Source organism: Nostoc linckia z4 (assembly GCF_002608075.1).
GTDB classification, from domain to species: domain Bacteria; phylum Cyanobacteriota; class Cyanobacteriia; order Cyanobacteriales; family Nostocaceae; genus Nostoc; species Nostoc linckia.
Genome location: NZ_LAHA01000005.1, coordinates 59670 through 78018 on the forward strand (window position 1 = coordinate 59670; position 18349 = coordinate 78018).

Genomic DNA, 18349 nt, shown 5'->3' on the forward strand with positions numbered 1-18349 from the left:
TATCCGCGTCTCTATAAGTGTTTTGGTCTTATCTGAACTGTATTAGCCTTAATGGGATGAATCTGTGAATTTTTCCATCCCTCCAAAAACAATTAACCAAACCACTACCACAACCCAGTGAATTAAAACTATCACCCACAAGGAACCTGTAAGGGCATAGGCAAGTGTACATATAATTCCTAATAATGCAGCTAAACTGAGAAACACTAAATTAAAAAATGTAGATAATCCCTTTCTAAAAAAGGTTTTAGCATTCAATGGATGATAAACAACAAACAATAATAAACTGAAAATTCCCCACAATACCCAATTAAACCAACTGATGATTTCTGTGGGATGAGGCAGCAGAAAAACTCGAAAAATTAATTCTTCTAAAATTGCAGGTGTGAATAAGCAACGCAATACCAACAAGCTTTGATCGAGCAAATTAGCAGACCAAATTTGTATTTGTAAAAAGTTAAATTTCCAACCAAAAGGTATGGCGATCGCACCATAAATTACCAGTAGTAAACCGGCAATTAACCAATCTTGGAGGCTGGGAATTACTAATGATGATAAAAAACGATTCAAAAGAATTGATAGCGGTGAAATATTAGTAAAGGGAATCTGAATTTGTCCGAAAATCACTGTTGGTGCAATGGGTGTAATGTCAGCCTGCCAACCGCCTACTTGATTGGTTCGCCATACTTGCATTATGGCACCTTGTTTTAAAAATATTGCGGCAAGTTCGTCCTGTGCTTGTCTTGGCATAATTGTTCGCCATGTCGTCAAACCAGCCCAAATACTCCTATCTTGAAATGCTTCCCCAGTACTCTGCCAATCCAAAAATGCTGGGTCAGGTTTCTTTAAAGGGGCAGGGGTAGAAGGTAAGGGATTTAAAACCTTTCCCCTTTCCCCTTTACCCTTTCCCCCGCCTAGTTCACTTGGCGAACTACTAGTTTTGCCGATTCCCGTACCTGCGAGTATACTAGCTTGACTCTGCCAATCAGCCCTGACTATCCCCAAAGGTGTTAATTGTTTTTCTAAAGCTTGACCTAATTTGATTAACTGTTGAAACCTTGAGGTTTGCGGGTGATTAGAATTGGCATTTAACCAAGTTTGAATTTGAGGACTAGCAGCAACTTGATTTTTAATGGCTAGTATTGCTGCATACAGCGCTTGACTAGAATCTTGAATACAAGAAGTAGCAGGTGATACTATGGAAGCGCCAGTACCATCGCCGACTCGATAACGGGCCATTGTGACTTGTAATTGTTGCTGGAATTCATTTAAAGGCGAAAGTTTGACTCCACCAAAATTATAATCTTGGGTTACAGGGTCAAATTTTATCAGAATATCCGATACCGGACGGGTTGCCAGCCAGCCGCGTTGTAAGTTTCCCATATAATCAGCCCATGTATGCGTTGCAGCAATAATTCCATCGGGGTTGTGGGCATAAATTTGATGATATTTTGTCTCGAAGCGTAATTCGTCAGTAAACTGATCTCGCACAACTTCTGCAATTCCAAAAGCAAAATGTCCGGTGACAGTGTAAGGGACTCCCAGTGTCTCAGCTTTACGTCCGCCAATTCCACCGAATAAGTGGAGTAAGATTGCTTTGTCCCCTTCTTGCCATTTTGATATTAATTGATTGGATGAATTGTTTGTTGGGACTGGGTTTAAGAAAAGAGTATTAAATTGACCTTTTTTTTCTTCCGTATTTTGCCAATTTCCAGTTTGAATATAATTCAGTGCTGATTGTTTGCCAGTAATGCTTTGATTGGGTTGGATGTGAAATAGAGAACGAGGGGCGATCGCCTGCACAGTAAATACATCATTGATATCTTTAGCACCGTAAATATACCAGCCTTCATTACCCGCAGGTGACTTTTCAATTTGCTGCAAAGTTGAAGGAGGAAAATTTCGCGTATCTATAACTTGTTGGGGAATGCGAATAGTTTCTAAAACTCCATCAAACTGATGAGAATTAGGGTTGTAATGCTGTACCAAAAAATAATCACTATTTGTGTGATTTTTAGTTGATGAATAAGTTGGCGGATGGGGTTTGATGATTTTTACCAAACCATAAAATCTACCAGTCACCAAAACAGGTTCTTGTTCAATTTGTAAAAGTGGTTGTTCTGGACTTTCTATATAAATTGTTTGGGCATCTAAAGCAACAATTGTATCATCATGAGGATTTGCTCCAGCCAAAGAACGTAAACTTCCTACCTGACGCACTCCATTCAGTCGAAAAGGATGAATATTTCCTTGTTTTTGGCTTTGAATGACTTCCGGAGTAAAATTTACATCTCGCGTTACAGCTTGAAGGTAAGCTAGTGAATCTTGATTTTTTTTCCATTCCAGACGCACAATCTTTCCTACCAAACTTTGTGCGGTGGGTGGTGCATGTTGTACTTCCAGCCATACCCAATCTAAATTATCTACTAATTGCTGTTTCGTTGGTAAAATTAATCTTCCTACCCAGTCTGCAATCGGTTTATAAAGGTTTGCAGAGGGAATTTTTGTCACTGGGTAAAAACTAGGTTGATTAAAATTTTGTTGAATATGTATTGCATAATTGCTTTTGCGTTCTACTAACTGTGGTTGTTTTGGGGAAAATTGCAACACCACAACTAGGGCTAGGAAGAGTAACAATAAAAATATTGTTAATTTTAACGTGTTTTTGCGATTCAATCCGGGCCAAATCAAGGAAATATACCTAGTAGTAATTCGTCATTATTATATTAATAATACTGGCATTTTAGAGGTGAAAAAGACGGTGGCTGAGGGATGTGATGGCGAAGAAAAAAGAGCGATCGCTTTTTTTATGATACAAATACCCTGTAGGGGGGAACTGGTTTGGTGCGAAAAGATTTGGGGCGAACAGCCGTTCGCCCCTACAGGGGTCTGGATTTGTATTAAGATTTTGATGAATTGGTATGATGCCAGAAATGTCTGGAATTCTTGTTTTTTGGTGATTTGTGTGTGCTAAAGCGGTAACTTGATGGCAAATTCAGTACCTTTGCCTGGGGTAGAATCTACATGAATTATTCCTCCATGTTTTTCTACGACAATTTGTCGGGCAATGGCTAACCCTAAACCTGTTCCTTTTCCTACCGCTTTAGTAGTAAATAAATGGTCAAAAATCTTTTGTTGAATTTCTTCATTTATCCCTTTGGCATTATCAGCAATTGATATTTTTACGTGTTGTTCTACGATTGATGTTGTAATTGTGATGTGATTGGGATTGGCTTGTATTTCTGATGAATTTCGTCCAATATTGGATTCTTCTAGGGCATCAATGGCATTAACTATAATATTCATAAATACTTGATTTAACTGTCCGGGAAAACAATTAATTAAAGGTAAATCGCCATAATTAGTAGTTACTTGAATGGCGGGACGTTGTTGATTAGCTTTCAGGCGATGTTTGAGAATTAAAATTGTACTATCAATACCGTCATGAAGATTAAATTCTACTTTGTGTTCTCGGTCTGCACGGGAGAAAGTGCGAAGACTGGTACTAATATTTGTCAGTCTGTTGCACGCTAAAGCCATAGAGTCAATAATTTTTGGTAAATCTTCTAAGCTATAATCCAAGTCAATTTTTTCAGCGTGGTCTTGGATTTCATTATTATGATGGGAAAAATTAATTTGATATAATTTTAAGTGTTCGACAACATCAGCCAAAATAGGTTTAATTTGTTGGAGACTAGCATAAATAAAACCTAAGGGATTATTCATTTCATGAGCTACCCCAGCAACTAAGTTACCTAATGCAGACATTTTCTCATTTTGTACTAATTGAAGTTGAGTTTGTTGGAGTTGTTGTAGTGTTTCTCTTAGTTGTGTGGCTTGTTTTTGAGTTTTAATTAATAAATCTGTTTGCTTGAGGGCAACTCCCATTTGTGCGCCAATTTGCTGGGCAAATTGAATCTCAAAAGGTTGCCAGTGACGAGGGCGATGGCATTGATGAATACAGAGTAATCCCCAGAGTGTCTCATCTTGCATAATTGGAACTACCAATGATGCCTTGACTTGGAATTGCGTTAATATTGTGCGATGGCAATCTTTGACTACATCTGAGTTAATGTCATTAATAGTGCAAACACGTCCTTGTTTGTACAGGGTAGCAAAGTTTTCACTAAAGCAACAATCTTGAACTTTTACTGCTAAAGCAGAAGTAAATTCTGGTAGAACATCTTCTGCAATAAATTGGCCATACCTGTAATTTTCATCTAAATGAAACTGATAAATTCCGACGCGATCGGCTTTGAGAATCTCACGAATATTTTGAGTGACTGCACCGAAAATTGCATCTAAGTTTAAAAATTCTCGAATTTGAGTGACAACTTCAAATAAGGTTTTTTGTTGTTGGAGAGATTGTTGTAGTTGTTGCGCTTTTTCTTGGGATTCTCGATAGAGGCGGGCATTTTCTAAAGAGATGGCAGCTTGGGCTGCTAACATTTGAATTATTTGCAAGCGATCGCTGTTAAATACCCCACTTGTAAGTTGATTTTCAAGGTAAAGAATACCGACTAAATGTCCTTGATGAATAATTGGCGTACATAACACACTTTTGGGCTGAATTCTGTGCATATATTCGCCGATAATTCCGGGAAGATTTGTGATACAGTCATCTATCACAATGGTTTGTTGAGTATTTTTGACGAAATTAATAATTGTTGTAGGAATCTCTTGGTAAGTATCTATTTTTTGTCGGTTAAGTGTGGTTTCTAAATCACCTTGATAACTTCCTTGATGGTTGATTAAAGTCACCGCTTTGACTTGCCAATTACCCTGTTCTTCAGGGAGAATCAAGGCACATTTGTTTGCTCCAGAGTTTTCGATAATAATTTGGGTGAGACTAGCCAAAAGTTGCTCTAATTCAATAGTACTGGAGATAGTTTGAGCAGCTTTGAGGATGGAAGCAAAATTGAGAACATCACTAATGCTGGTGCTGTGAATGGTAGAAATTTGACCGATGGTACCAATATTTTCCACAGGATTTAAGTTGAATCGTTGCTGTTGCAGGATGGGTTTGAGTAATTGGGGATAGCATTTTTCTAGATTGTCAGTTTTAGCTTTTGCTCCCCATCGAGCGTAGCAGTAATATGCTTCTTGCATGTATCCTTGGGCTGCTTTTTCTTTACCCCAATTCAGGTAAAATTTAGCAGCAAGTTCGTTGGCTATGGCTTCTTCTTGGAGATAACCGTTGGCTTGGGCTTCCGCAATGGCATTATCGTAAAGTTCTTGGGCTTGGAGATATTTTCCAACAATTCGCGATCGCTCTGCTTCAACTAGCAAATACTTATGTAAAAAGTTTTGCGAACAACTTTCTGACCAGATTTTGAGTTTGGCTTGATTGGTTTCAATCTGCTGCAACACATCGTTACGCTCTGGTTGTGGCAAACTTAAATAGCGATCGCACAAAATCAAACAACTATAGTAATAGTAACCAGAAGAAGTGGTAAATCCGGCACAAGCATTGAGAAATTTACCAGCTTCCATAACATAGTGAATGTCCGGTTTAAAGCTGTCAATTAAGCAAGCTCGATGCATTTGTAGAATGTAATACGTACCTAGTGCTGTATGGGATTTTAATGCTTGAGAACGCTCGACCCAAGCTTGTTCTGTTGTTGCCAAGGTTGGTTGTTGTTCATCTAAAGATTGCGAAAGTTGGTTGACAAAGAAACGGCAGGCTGAAAGAATACTCAGCAAAAAATCATGCTTTAGTTTCTCGCCAATCAGCCAATATTTATCGATGTCCATCGCTATATCTGCGAGGTTTTCACCTTGAAACAGTCGATTAAGAATATTACCGTATAGGTTGTATCCAGCGTGGATGATTTCTCCAGATTCGAGTCCTGCGAGGAACCCTTGATAATTTCTCTGGGCTGCTCCCTGTATTGGCTTTGCCCAAACTTGGATACCACAACTGAATATAAAGCAAGCCCTAGATTGCTGAAATTTACTATTAAGCTTATAGCTTAATTGCAGCGCCAGTTCAGCAAACTCCAGTCCGCGCTGGTACTGACCATGTATCAGTCCAATCAGAAAACCGTAACTGGCATAGGCTTTGATTGATTCAGCAGTGTTACCCTGTTCAATGGATAAACGCACGGCTCTAAAGGTCGCGAAACTGTAGAGATGGAAATCAGAGACAATGTAGGCCGGTGGTTGCAAAATAATCAATAATTCAATGGCGACTCGAACTTCTAAATTCGTTACCGCAGGTAAATCCAACAACGTCGCCAGGGAGCGATTTTTTAAGCTGTCTTCAACAACGGTAAACTCTTGTTGAGCTAATTGTTTCAATGTAGATCTGTCAAAAGTGATGCCCAGACTTTCTAACCCTGACAAACCCGCCTGGATGGATTCTGCAAACTGTCCTTGCAAAGAATACCAATCTACTTTCAAAACATAAATTTTAGCTCTATCGATATTTGAGTTGGCAAATTCCAGTAATATTGACACTGTGTCTTCTAACAACTGAAAATCTCCACTCATCAACGCGGCTTCTGCTAAATTGAAATGCAGATTGAATGCCAGACCATAGGCCGCAGTCTTAGCATCTTTTGTTAACAAATTTATCCCCACTTGTAAGTAACTTTTTGCCGCTTCATAGGCTGTAGAAGCTTTAGCTTTTTGACCCGCACTTAAATTAAGTTCCGCAAGTTGTTTTTTCTCATTTTCATCTGAAAGCAAAAATTTGCCAATGTTGATTTGGTTGACTACATCAAAAATTCTGTCCTCTAATTCTGCCGTTGATAGATTTTTTAGTAGTAGTTTGCCGATGTGGTAGTGAGTTGCTTGTTTTTGAGTTTCGGGAATTAAAGAATAAGCTGCTTGTTGAATGCGATCGTGGAGAAATTTATATACAACAATTTCAGCATTCTCTTGAGTAACAGGCTGATTTTCCGAACCGACAAAAAACTTATAAACTTCACTTTGGGGTAAAATTAATCCATCTTGTAAGGCACTCCACAAACTAGCTGCGGTTTCGATTTTTGATTGTTTAGAAACAATAGCTAATGTTTCTAAATCAAATTGATTGCCGATACATGCAGCTAATTGTAAAATATTTTGAGTTGATTCTGGCAATTTTTGTAATTGTAAAGCCATGAATTCAACGACATCATTGGTGAGCGATCGCTGATTAATTTTTGTGATATCACATTGCCAATAACCTTGCTCGTAATTAAAATAAATCAATCCTTCTTGATGCAATGCTTTAATAAATTGTGTAGCAAAAAATGGATTACCTTGAGTTTTTTGATAAATTAATTGTGAAAGTGGTAAAGCTAGGTTTACTTTACAATTTAAGGTATCAGATACTAATTGATTTAATTTTAATTGATTGAGTGATTGAAGAATAATTGTATTAACGACCGCACCATTTTTTTGGATTTCATCCAATGTCAACATCAAAGGATGCGCCCTTGATACTTCATTATCTCGATAAGCACCAATCAGAAGTAAATATCGATAATTTGCCTCGCTCATTAAGGATTCCATGAGTTTTAATGAGGCAGAATCAATCCATTGTAGGTCATCTAAAAATATTACCAATGGATGTTCTTTGTTAAGAAATAATTCAATAAATTTTCGCAGTAATAAATTAAATCTATTTTGTACCGCAATACCCGATACTTCTGGCACAGGAGATTGTTTTCCGATAATTAGTTCTAATTCTGGAATAACTTCAATAATTATTTGAGCGTTATCTCCTAATGCTTGAGTAATTTTCCCCCGCCATTGTTGTATTTGTTCGTCGCTTTCTGTGAGTAATTGTCCTATCAAATTGCGAAAAGCTTGTACAAATGCCGAAAAGGGAATATTACGGTTAAATTGGTCAAACTTGCCTTTAATAAAATAACCACGTTGTTTAACAATTGGTTTATGAACTTCATTGACAACCGCTGTTTTACCAATCCCAGAAAAACCAGCTACCAGCATCATTTCGGTAGCACCATCAGCCACGCGGTCAAATGCTTCCAGCAACATTTGAACTTCATTTTCACGACCGTAGAGTTTTTCGGGAATGATAAAGCGATCGCACACATCCCGCCGTCCAATAAGAAAGTTTTCAATCTTACCAGTTTCTTGGAGTTGAGTTAAACAATTTTCTAAATCAGATTTTAGTCCCAATGTACTTTGATAGCGGTCTTCAGCGTTCTTTGCCATCAATTTTGCGATGGTATCAGAAATTACCTGCGGTATTGCTTGATTTTTGACTGGATTTGGCTGTTTAGCAATGTGGCAATGTACCAATTCCATCGCATCGTTTGATTTAAATGGTAATTCCCCAGTCAGTAATTCATAGAAAGTGACACCTAAAGAATAAAAATCAGTCCGATAATCAATTAAGCGATTCATTCTCCCCGTTTGTTCTGGAGAAATATAAGCAAGCGTTCCTTCTAAGACATTGGGGTTAATGAGTGTTTGACTTTCCCGTGGTAATAAAGATGCAATACTAAAATCGATTAGCTTTACTTGTTTGGTTGCAGGATTAATTAAAATATTGCTGGGTTTAATATCTTTATGAATAATGCGCTCTTTGTAAAGTATTTCTAAACAATTGCACAGAGCGATCGCTATCTGTAAAAATTCTTGTAAAAAATTGATGTTCTGCTTGCGAATGCCAGCAAAATAATCCTGGAGAGAAATACCTCCAAAATCTTCCATAATCAAGGCATAGCCATTTTCATAAGGTTCCAGACTGTAGGTTTGGATGATTTCGGGGTAGTTGAGATTTTTGGCAATGGTGTATTGATTGCGAAACTCCACAAGTTCGCTAAAGCTAGGATAAGAATTTTTCAACAGTTTGATAATTACGGATGATGAGTCAATCTCTCGCAACGCTCGATAAACCAATGTTCTGGAACCATTGTAAAGTTCTTCAATCAAGCGATATCCCGTAATATAAAGCATCGTACTGAACCTGAAATACCAAATTTAGTATTCCCTAACAAACACAAGATTTCACCATTAGATAGAAACAGTTACATTCATCATGAAACTGCAATAACTATTGCACAGCTTACTGTCCCAACTTTATATTTTTATCAAGCAAGTATCTGCTGATATTTCTGGTACGAAGGAACTCTTAAACCCATCCGTTCAAGTTTTGGGTCTAAAAACATTTTTGAAGTGCAGCTTTAAACCCAGAACTAAAATCTATCTTAATGGAAGCCAGCCATTTTCAGAACATACACCTGTTTCGCGTCTTGGAGGGATACACCAATAATTTTCACCATCAAATATCAAACCTTCTTTGATGTAATTTAACTCAGAAATTGGTTGCCATTCCTTATTTCCTTCCTCGTCATAATATCGATACTGTTCCCCTTTTATTTCCAAACCTTGACCTGTTCCTCCGAGAATATAAAATCCGTCTACAATCACAGGAGATGGTGCTTCCAGCAAAGAAGACTCACAAATTGTTCCTTCACCTTGACAACCTTTTGCGATGTTTCCATCAGTTGATAGGCTATAAACTTTACCATCTTTGAAAAGTAATCCTAAGCCACTGCCATCTTGCAAAATAATGGGATTGGAGAATTTTCCGTTATATTGAACCGAACTTTCAAATTTACCGTTAAGCTTAACTATAGTGGTTCCGTCAGGGGCGATCGCTATGGATTGACCAGTTCCATTTCCATTAAGAAAATTAAACAATCGAGTGCCGATAAACGGTAGTTTCTCTTGATGAGAAGCAACCAAAGTTGATTGATTAGTATTTGTCCCCTTTTCAATCGACCAATGCCAAACTACTCGTTCTGTATTAGTGCGATCGGCCATCGTCGCTGAAATCCATAAAAGTTCTCCAGCTTTATTGGTAAACTCAAATCGACAAGCTCCCACACCCGTCCCCGAACAGTCTTTAACCTCTTCATACCCGAAATCAAATAATTCTTTCACAGAAGTATCTTGGAGATTAGGAGAATCGCCCTGTAAATTTGGTTGCCAACCTTGTTGAATCACTAGTTCTCGCGCTTTTTGATATGGCATACCTTCTTTGAGATCTAGCTTGCTCACTGCATTGGCAGAATTTTTAGTTCTAGATGGGAGGTTCTGGACTTGATTGGCTTTTGTTGGAGAGGTTTCTTTTGCTTGGCCCCCAGCAGTTTGAATTGGAGTGTAATTATTAACACGATTATCTGGCTGCACATTGGGAGTTGCAAAACCCGCGCATCCACTGGCGATCGCTCCCAATAAACTTGTAAAAATAGCTACTTTTAGTACATACGCACATAATTTATTGTTTTTCAACATCAGTTACAACCTATGAAGTGATACATATAATTAATATTATTTTACGCAATTTTACATACTCATTTTTTGTGTGACCAACAGGCAAGAAGAAACAGCAAGCGAAAGCCCGTAGGGACTTCTAAGTAAAAAAATATTCCATTACTATTGTTGACTGTTGGCGGTTCACAGTTAACAGTCAACACATTAAGATTTTCTCTCACCCCAGTTCAAATTCAGTGCTGCTAAAATTGTGTTTCTTGCATAACACAGAACCAGAAACACAAAACGATTATGGAAAATTAGATTTGCAAATGTAGATTAAATAAGATGTAAAACTTGGCTTAAATACCATCTAATGAAAAAAATTATCTTCACTACAGCATTAACTGGCTTGCTTTCACTTTCCTTTACAGCCAACCAAGACTTAATTTTAGCTCAGCCTCCAAAAGTAGCACAAACTCAAAACACAATCATAGCTCTTACCAAAGTGGGACTAGGAAAAATTTGTCCTGGTATGTCCGAACAACAAGTACGCAGCATTCTTGGAAAACCCATTAGCAGTAAAACCCAATTTAGCGAGGGAGTTGGCGACAATATCCGAACGCTTCAATACTCAAATATTTCCATATCTCTAGTTCCCTATGTAAACAAGCCGAAAAATTTCTTTGTTTACCACTTTGTTACCCGCAGTTCTAAATTCCCAACTCCAACGGGTGTAAAAGTTGGCGATTCGCAATCCCAGGTAATTAAGCTTTACGGCAAACCTTATATATCGCAAGAAGGTAAAATTACCTTTTTAGGATATTTAGTTGGTAGTCAAGATAGCGCTGCTGCATTCACCTTCCGTATCGAAGCTGGCAAAGTCACGCAAATTGAGTATAGCGAGCAGTTAACCTAAGTTGTGTCTTGAAAATAGGGAACAGGGAACAGGGAACAGGGAACAGGGAACAGGGAACAGGGAACAGGAAATTTTCGTGTTGGCTGTTCACCGTTGATGGTTGACAGTTAAAAACTTTACTAACTATGTTGACTGTCAACCGTTAACAATCAACATTTTAATCAAACATAAAAAAAATCGGAGGAAATCCAAAGCAACCTCCGCTTTTATGAATCAAAGACTATATTGTTATGGTGGCATATCATATCCAATAATCCCTATCCATCAGGAATATATTTTACTCTCTCGAAAGGTAGAGATGAATTAATTCTGCATTGCCCGAAATCCTTACTCTTTTATAACCCTGTTGCCTGTTGCCTATTGCCTCTTGCCTGCCTATACAGATCGAATCATTAATCAAATTAGACTGCTGTAGAGTATTCATGCTTGCAAACATCCTCTGATATCATGTCCGGTTGAAGACTTATCATTAGGACTGACGCGGGGACGGGGAGACGCAAAGACGCGGAGAATTTTTTTGATAAGTGATTAGGCGGACATGATATGAGAATCAGTGAATTTATCTTTTGGCCTTGCTGAGGGCATGATTAAGGTTGACGCAAAGACGCGGGGACACACCAGACGCACGGATTATGGTTGATTCCAAAATCATCCCGCAATTATGCACCATCTATCTTTTAAATTCACACATCCTTTGTTTTACGTAAATCTTTCCAAAGATAGTGTTTTTAATCGCTACTTTCAGAAACTATGTATTCAGATATATTTTCAAAACAGCATATAAAATTCATTGGAGTTTAACAAGTATAAATACATAAATACTACAAAAAATATAATTTTATTTTGACCGCAGCCAGTGATGATAGCGCGTTAATACTTCAGGAAAAAATGATGCCTGCTTTGCCTCTCAACAGTCAAAATCTTCCTTACCCCGACCCCATACACCCCATCATCGTCCACTTTGTGATTGCGATGGTGTTTTTTTCATTTTTCTGCGATGTCGTAGGTTATTTTACCCATAATGCGCGTTTGTTTGAAGTCAGTTTTTGGAATATGTTTGTGGCTTCAGTGGCTATTTTTTTCGCAGTTATCTTTGGTCAATTTGAAGCAGGTTTGGCAAACAATTATCAAGCAGTCCAGCCAACACTAAATTTTCACACTATTATGGGTTGGTCGTTAGCTGTGATTATAGCTAGTATCACAGCTTGGCGTTTTGTAATTCGTAATCGCAATTCCTTAAAAATACCCCCAGCTTATCTTGGTGTAGCAACTTTTTTGATTTGTCTAGTCTTCTTGCAAGTATACCTGGGAAGCAAACTATTTTGGGTATACGGGTTGCATGTCGAACCTGTTGTGGAAGCAACCAAGCAGGGGGTTTGGCAATGAATTCGCAGCTAATCGAACAATTAAGATTAAGGTTAGGCGCTAACGGATTACCTTACGAAATTCCTATACACCCGCAATTAGTACATTTAACATTGGGCTTGTTTATTATCGCCATCTTATTTGATATCGCAGGAGCATTTTTTCATTTAGGGCGACCAATTTTCAAATTTCTCGGTCTACCTGCAATCCGTTCTGGCTTCTTCGATGTTGGCTGGTACAACCTAATAGCAGCGGCCGTTGTGACATTTTTCACCGTTGCATTTGGTTTTTTCGAGTTACTGCTAGCAAATCCACCAGTAAATCAAAAGAGTGATTGGGGTTTGAGTCCTGGTTGGACAATGCTACTACATGGTTTAGGTGGTGTTTTGTTATTGGGAATGTTTGTTGGTATGACTGTATGGAGAGGTTTTCAACGCGATCGCTGGCGCAAAAATGCTTCACGACAAGTACAGTGGAGTTACTTATTAGTAGGTATTGTAATGTTAGGTATTTTATATGTCCACGGCACTTTAGGGGCACAACTAGGCGAGGAGTTCGGAATTCACGTGACGGCGGCCAAATTAATCCAACAGAGTACAAATCGAAATTTGTATTAGTTATTAGTTATTAGTCATTAGTCATTAGTCATCTTTGAAGCTATGGAAAGAAATAAAGCTAAATTTAATTTTGATATGTCAATTGACAATTAAATAATTCAACAATGATTTATCGAATTTTATGGTGAAATTTTTAGAATATTTACTAATAGCTGGATGTATAGCATTGTTGCTAGTTATCAGTCATTGGATTGGGCAGCAAGCATATTCTTGGATGCCTGTGGAAGCTACAGCGGAAGCACAAAAGGTAGATAGTTTATTTAGCTTTTTAGTCTCAGTTGGAGCCTTCATCTTTCTTGCCCTTGTGGGTATGATGATTTATTCAATGCTGTTTTTTCGCGCACCAAAGGAAGACTACACAGAAGGGCATCCATCTAGAGGTGATGTGAGATTAGAAATTCTCTGGACAGTAACCCCAACTTTGTTAGTAATGTGGATTGCTTTCCAAGGATTCAATATTTATCGGCAATTGGATATTTTGGGTTTAAAGCAAATTGTTCATTTGCATACACCTGTAGAATCTGCAACAGCCTACGCCGCAGAAATCAGCCCAGGCGCAGCCCCCCTCAAGCAACCAGCTGATGAAACAATTGAAGTTTTTGTCAAGCAGTGGGATTGGTCTTTCCGCTATCCAAATAATATTAATAGTCAGGAATTACACCTGCCAGTGAATCGCCGTACTCGTCTCAATATGCACGCCCAGGAAGTGATTCACGGTTTTTACGTCCCGGAATTTCGCTTAAAGCAAGATATTATTCCTGGACGAGACATTGACCTTGTGGTCACACCCATTCGTGTTGGTAAATATCAACTCAAAGATTCTCAATTTAGCGGTACTTACTTTTCTTTGATGGATGCGGATGTATATGTGGAACCAATTGAAAAATATAACCAATGGCTTACTCAAGTAACTAATCAACCAATGACGATCAAAAATCAGGCTGTTGCTGAATATAGCCAACCGCCGAAGACATTATTTAAAACTAGCTGGTACACTGTCGCACCTGCTGAATCTAGTATTGCTAATCAAAGGAAAGTCAGTAATGACACATGATAATGTTTCTAATTTGGAGAATTCTCCAAACCAGACAGTTGATAATTGGCGACAATATTTCAGCTTTAGCACCGACCATAAAGTTATCGGTGTTCAGTACATAATAACAACTTTCATTTTCTTTCTAATTGGCGGGTTGTTGGCAATGCTGATTCGTGCCGAACTCCTCACCCCGCAATTAAATGTAGTCGATCGCCCCCTCTACAACAGCTTATTTTCTATGCACGGGACAATCATGATTTTTCTGTGGATTATCCCGTTCAATGCAGGTATTTCTAATTACCTAGTACCCCTAATGATTGGAGCGCGAGATATGGCGTTTCCCCTACTCAACGCCATTTCTTTTTGGATTATTCCACCAGCCGGTATTTTTTTACTGTCTAGCTTTTTGTTACCCAACGGCCCTGCAAAAGCTGGTTGGTGGTCTTATCCACCTGTTAGTCTGCAATTTCCTCCCGATCAACCAATTAATGGTCAATTCTTTTGGATTGTCAGTTTAGTATTGATTGGCATTTCTTCCATTATGGGAGCAGTTAATTTTATAACTACAATTTTTTGGATGCGCGCCCCAGGAATGACATTTTTTCGGATGCCTGTATTTGTTTGGTCAGTCCTTAGTGCCCAGTTATTGCAGCTAATTAACTTGCCTTTCTTAACTGGTGCATTGGTATTACTATTATTTGACCTAGCTTTTGGAACCCAATTTTTCAAACCTTTAGAAAATGGCGACCCAATAATTTATCAACATCTTTTCTGGTTTTACTCCCATCCAGCAGTTTACATCATGGCACTGCCAGCCTTTGGGATTTTTGCAGAAGTTCTACCCGCATTTTCCCGGAATCCTTTATTTGGCTATCGTTCCTTAGCCCTTGCTTCCCTGGGCATTGCCTTAGTGAGCATTTTTGTTTGGGTGCATCACATGTTCACTAGCGCTACCCCTGGTTGGATGCGAATGACTTTTATGGTGACATCAATGTTGGTGGCTGTGCCCACTGGTGTCAAAGCATTTGGCTGGACTGCCACAGTTTGGAAAAGTAAGCTACACCTAGAGACACCGATGTTGTTTGCAATGGGCGGTGCAGCAATGTTTATTTTTGGTGGTGTTACTGGTGTCATGCTTGCCGCCACACCTTTCGATATTCATGTTAATAATACTTACTTTGTAGTAGGGCACTTTCATTACATTGTCTTCAACACAATTACGATGGCAATTTTCGCAGCCATTTACTTTTGGTTTCCCAAGATTACTGGACGAATGTATGCTGAAGGCTGGGGTAAATTGCATTTCTTATTAACTTTTATTGGTGCTAACCTGACTTTCTTTCCCATGCACCCACTAGGTTTACAGGGAATGTTGCGCCGCATCTCCTCCTACGACCCACAGTATCAAGGATGGAATATTATCTCCAGTCTGGGAAGCTTCTTACTAGGAGTATCCGTATTGCCTTTCATTGCTAATATGGTGGGTTCCTGTTTATACGGCCCAAAAGCAGTAAATAATCCTTGGCACGCCACTGGACTGGAATGGACAACCACCTCACCACCACCGCGAGATAACTTTGACAATATTCCAGTTGTGAAAAGACCCCCTTATGACTACGGCGATCCCAAATACTCTGTGATTGAAAATTCTGACAATGGGGGATAGGGGTGGGGAGATGGGGAGATGGGGGGATGGGGATGGGGGGACGCCCTGACGCGGGGAATACAATGACTAATGACCAATGACTAATGACTAATTTATGACCCGTCGTATTATTCATATAGATGAAAGTCCTATTCGTTTTGAACGATGGCGGCAATATTTACCAAGTTGGTTGCAACGTTTTTTGCCAAGTGGTGGCGGAAATGTGGAAGACCATCATGGTAAAGGGATGTTTGGGTTTAGTGTATTTTTGCTGTCAGAAAGCTTAGTTTTTGTGAGTTTTATATTTACATACGTGGCTTTGAGATTGACGCATTCCAAAAATTGGCTACCGCCTGGTGTTTCAGGGGTGGAATTGTCTAATTTTGTTATTATTAATACGGTGGTTTTGCTCTCTAGTAGCTTTGTGATTCAACCAGCCGAAAATGCTCTCAAGGATGGCAGATTAAACAGATTTCGGTGGCTTTGGTTGATGGCGATCGCAATGGGAACTTACTTCTTAATTGGTCAATTAATTGAGTGGAGTAAACTGGATTTTGGATTAACTACAGGACTATTAGGTGCAACATTTTTCTTATTAACCGGTTTTCATGGTCTACACGTTCTCGCTGGTGTAATTCTCCAGATAATTATGCTCATGCGCTCATTTATTCGGGGTAATTACAACAAAGGTCACTTTGGCGTCAGTGCAGCTACTTTGTTTTGGCATTTTGTTGACATAGTGTGGGTATTTTTATTTTCGCTGCTTTATTTGTGGCGAGTATAAAAATATTAAAATAATCAAAGTTTTTCAGGAGTAAATTTATGAAATTATTAGCACAAGAATTACCATCTCCAAGAGCAATTCAAGAAACTCCCTCGCCTGCTATCAATAAAGATCCACTGATTGCGCGTAACTTACAAAAAGAACAGTATGTGGGTATTTTCGGGCTAGCGATCGCTTTAATTGCTGCTGTCGGATTTTTGAGCCGCAGAATTGAATACGCCATTATATTCGCCATGATTCTGAGTGCCATTCTCATTGCTTTCTTTTTATTTGTATAGCGAATTGGTCATTAGTCATTGGTCATTCCCCGCGTCCCCCCATCTCCCCATCCCCCCACCTCCCCATCTCCCCACCTTATGAACAGCCAAGTTTATCAAACTATAATTCTCGGCGGTGGTTTTACCGGATTATTTACGGCATTAAATCTTGCTTCCGAACATTATCCTCGTTCTGTGATTTTGATTGATAAAGAAGAACGTTTCTGTTTTAAGCCGTTGCTGTATGAATATTTTGATGGCGAAATGAATAGCTTTCAAGTAGTACCGCGTTTTTCGGAATTACTTCGAGGTAGCGGTGTTATCTTTGTTCAAGATACAGTGGAGTCAATAGATTTGCATCAACAGCAAGTCCAATTAGCTTCGGGTAACTCCTACAAATACAGTAACTTAGTATTAGCTTTAGGCAGTGTTACTGGCTATCATAGCGTTAAAGGTGTAAAAGAAAATGCCTTTGCTTTCTGGACACAAGCAGATGCGATCGCTCTCGATCGCCATTTACGCGGATGTTTCCAAAAGGCAATTAAAATTGAAGATCCAGAACTACGTCAAAAATTATTAACAGTAGTTGTAGTTGGTGGTGGTGCTTCTGGTGTGGAAATGGCAGCTACTTTAGCAGATTTTCTGCCTCATTGGTATGGCGCTTTGGGAGGAAATGCAACTGAAATTCGTGTGATTATGCTCAATCACGGAGAAAAAATTCTCGATGGCGATATTAACGATCCGCTACGCCCAATTGCTGAACAAGAATTAAAAAAACGCACTGTACCAATTGAAATTATCACAGAGGCAGAAGCTACTGCTGTTAGTCAGAATGCTGTTGAATATAAAACTAACAATCAAGTCAAGATACTGCCGACACACACCACAATCTGGACGGCTGGTACTTCTGTCCATCCATTAATTCAAAATTTACCAATTCCTCAAGAACATCGAGACCATCACCATCGTCTCTTAGTTACTTCTAATATGCAATTGCTGGATTTTCCAGAAGTTTTTGCAGGTGGTGACTGTGCGGCTGTTCGCGATAATTCCTTACCACCAACAGCCCAAGTAGCTTATCAACAAGGAGCTAATATTGCCAGAAATTTGAAAGCGATGGCAATAGGAGAAGACCCCAAACCTGTTGGGATAAATATCCGAGGAACTCTCTTAAAATTAGGATTAAATGATGCTGCTGCTAACTTATTCAATGTTTTTGAAGTTGTAGGTGAACCAGCACATTTAATTCGTCAAGGCACTTATTTAACATTATTGCCAACCCCGATTCATGACTTCAAAGCTACAACTGAATGGCTAGATGAAGAGATTTTTCATAACCACCTAGACACCCACAAGACTGGTAAAAAAGTAGTACAGGCAGTAGAGTTAATTGGTGCAGGAGTCGTTAGTGTATTAGTTGCAAGGAAATTACTCCGAATGTTAGGAGAAAAAGAAAAAACCGAATAGCAAGTAGGGAATTGGCAATGGAAAAGAGTTTTTTGCAAGCC

11 protein-coding genes are annotated in these 18349 nt (G+C 38.8%); 8 read left to right on the forward strand and 3 right to left on the reverse strand.

Going from position 1 to position 18349, the window contains the following annotated elements; all coding sequences use genetic code 11:
* Nucleotides 1–48 precede the first annotated feature (48 nt).
* The 3 genes from VF06_RS42460 to VF06_RS06875 form a co-directional block, all read right to left on the reverse strand.
* The gene (locus VF06_RS42460; RefSeq protein WP_244918137.1) at nucleotides 49–2646 is read right to left on the reverse strand and encodes a CPBP family glutamic-type intramembrane protease; all 2598 of its coding nucleotides are present in this window, start codon (nucleotides 2644–2646) and stop codon (nucleotides 49–51) included.
* Between the two features lie 324 nt (nucleotides 2647–2970).
* A complete protein-coding gene (locus VF06_RS06870; protein WP_099072246.1) occupies nucleotides 2971–8916 on the reverse strand; it encodes a trifunctional serine/threonine-protein kinase/ATP-binding protein/sensor histidine kinase in 5946 nt (1981 codons plus the stop codon).
* A gap of 246 nt (nucleotides 8917–9162) precedes the next feature.
* Nucleotides 9163–10260 carry a hypothetical protein gene (locus VF06_RS06875; protein WP_099072247.1) on the reverse strand — a complete coding sequence of 366 codons (1098 nt, stop codon included), beginning with the start codon at nucleotides 10258–10260 and terminating at the stop codon, nucleotides 9163–9165.
* A 334-nt stretch (nucleotides 10261–10594) separates the two neighbouring features.
* Here VF06_RS06875 and VF06_RS06880 point away from each other — a divergent pair, with 334 nt between their 5' ends.
* The 8 genes from VF06_RS06880 to VF06_RS06915 all read left to right on the forward strand — a co-directional run bounded on the left by VF06_RS06880 (nucleotide 10595) and on the right by VF06_RS06915 (nucleotide 18308).
* Nucleotides 10595–11137: a hypothetical protein gene (locus VF06_RS06880; protein WP_099072248.1), complete on the forward strand. Its 543-nt coding sequence runs from the start codon at nucleotides 10595–10597 to the stop codon at nucleotides 11135–11137.
* 891 nt (nucleotides 11138–12028) lie between these two features.
* Complete coding sequence (locus VF06_RS06885) at nucleotides 12029–12523, forward strand: DUF2231 domain-containing protein (protein WP_099072249.1); 495 nt, start codon at nucleotides 12029–12031, stop codon at nucleotides 12521–12523.
* Entirely contained in the window at nucleotides 12520–13119 is a 600-nt protein-coding gene (locus VF06_RS06890; RefSeq protein ID WP_099072250.1) for a DUF2231 domain-containing protein, read from the forward strand. The genes VF06_RS06885 and VF06_RS06890 overlap by 4 nt, the downstream gene beginning before the upstream one ends.
* A gap of 121 nt (nucleotides 13120–13240) precedes the next feature.
* Nucleotides 13241–14173: a cytochrome c oxidase subunit II gene (locus tag VF06_RS06895; protein ID WP_099072251.1), complete on the forward strand. Its 933-nt coding sequence runs from the start codon at nucleotides 13241–13243 to the stop codon at nucleotides 14171–14173.
* The gene (locus VF06_RS06900) at nucleotides 14163–15821 is read left to right on the forward strand and encodes a cytochrome c oxidase subunit I (protein ID WP_099073022.1); all 1659 of its coding nucleotides are present in this window, start codon (nucleotides 14163–14165) and stop codon (nucleotides 15819–15821) included. The genes VF06_RS06895 and VF06_RS06900 overlap by 11 nt, the downstream gene beginning before the upstream one ends.
* A gap of 94 nt (nucleotides 15822–15915) precedes the next feature.
* Nucleotides 15916–16584 (forward strand): cytochrome c oxidase subunit 3, encoded by a 669-nt coding sequence (locus VF06_RS06905; protein WP_099076416.1) that lies wholly within the window; start codon nucleotides 15916–15918, stop codon nucleotides 16582–16584.
* 38 nt (nucleotides 16585–16622) lie between these two features.
* Complete coding sequence (locus VF06_RS06910; protein ID WP_099076417.1) at nucleotides 16623–16862, forward strand: hypothetical protein; 240 nt, start codon at nucleotides 16623–16625, stop codon at nucleotides 16860–16862.
* 78 nt (nucleotides 16863–16940) lie between these two features.
* The gene (locus VF06_RS06915; protein ID WP_099067943.1) at nucleotides 16941–18308 is read left to right on the forward strand and encodes an NAD(P)/FAD-dependent oxidoreductase; all 1368 of its coding nucleotides are present in this window, start codon (nucleotides 16941–16943) and stop codon (nucleotides 18306–18308) included.
* The last annotated feature ends 41 nt before the right edge of the window (nucleotides 18309–18349 follow it).

What these genes read in the sequence shown, in the direction of transcription:
- VF06_RS06870 (WP_099072246.1), bottom strand. Translation starts at nt 8,916, where the DNA reads ATGCTTTATATTACGGGATATCGCTTGATTGAAGAACTTTACAATGGT.
- VF06_RS06875 (WP_099072247.1), bottom strand. Translation starts at nt 10,260, where the DNA reads ATGTTGAAAAACAATAAATTATGTGCGTATGTACTAAAAGTAGCTATT.
- VF06_RS06880 (WP_099072248.1), top strand. Translation starts at nt 10,595, where the DNA reads ATGAAAAAAATTATCTTCACTACAGCATTAACTGGCTTGCTTTCACTT.
- VF06_RS06885 (WP_099072249.1), top strand. Translation starts at nt 12,029, where the DNA reads ATGCCTGCTTTGCCTCTCAACAGTCAAAATCTTCCTTACCCCGACCCC.
- VF06_RS06890 (WP_099072250.1), top strand. Translation starts at nt 12,520, where the DNA reads ATGAATTCGCAGCTAATCGAACAATTAAGATTAAGGTTAGGCGCTAAC.
- VF06_RS06895 (WP_099072251.1), top strand. Translation starts at nt 13,241, where the DNA reads ATGGTGAAATTTTTAGAATATTTACTAATAGCTGGATGTATAGCATTG.
- VF06_RS06900 (WP_099073022.1), top strand. Translation starts at nt 14,163, where the DNA reads ATGACACATGATAATGTTTCTAATTTGGAGAATTCTCCAAACCAGACA.
- VF06_RS06905 (WP_099076416.1), top strand. Translation starts at nt 15,916, where the DNA reads ATGACCCGTCGTATTATTCATATAGATGAAAGTCCTATTCGTTTTGAA.
- VF06_RS06910 (WP_099076417.1), top strand. Translation starts at nt 16,623, where the DNA reads ATGAAATTATTAGCACAAGAATTACCATCTCCAAGAGCAATTCAAGAA.
- VF06_RS06915 (WP_099067943.1), top strand. Translation starts at nt 16,941, where the DNA reads ATGAACAGCCAAGTTTATCAAACTATAATTCTCGGCGGTGGTTTTACC.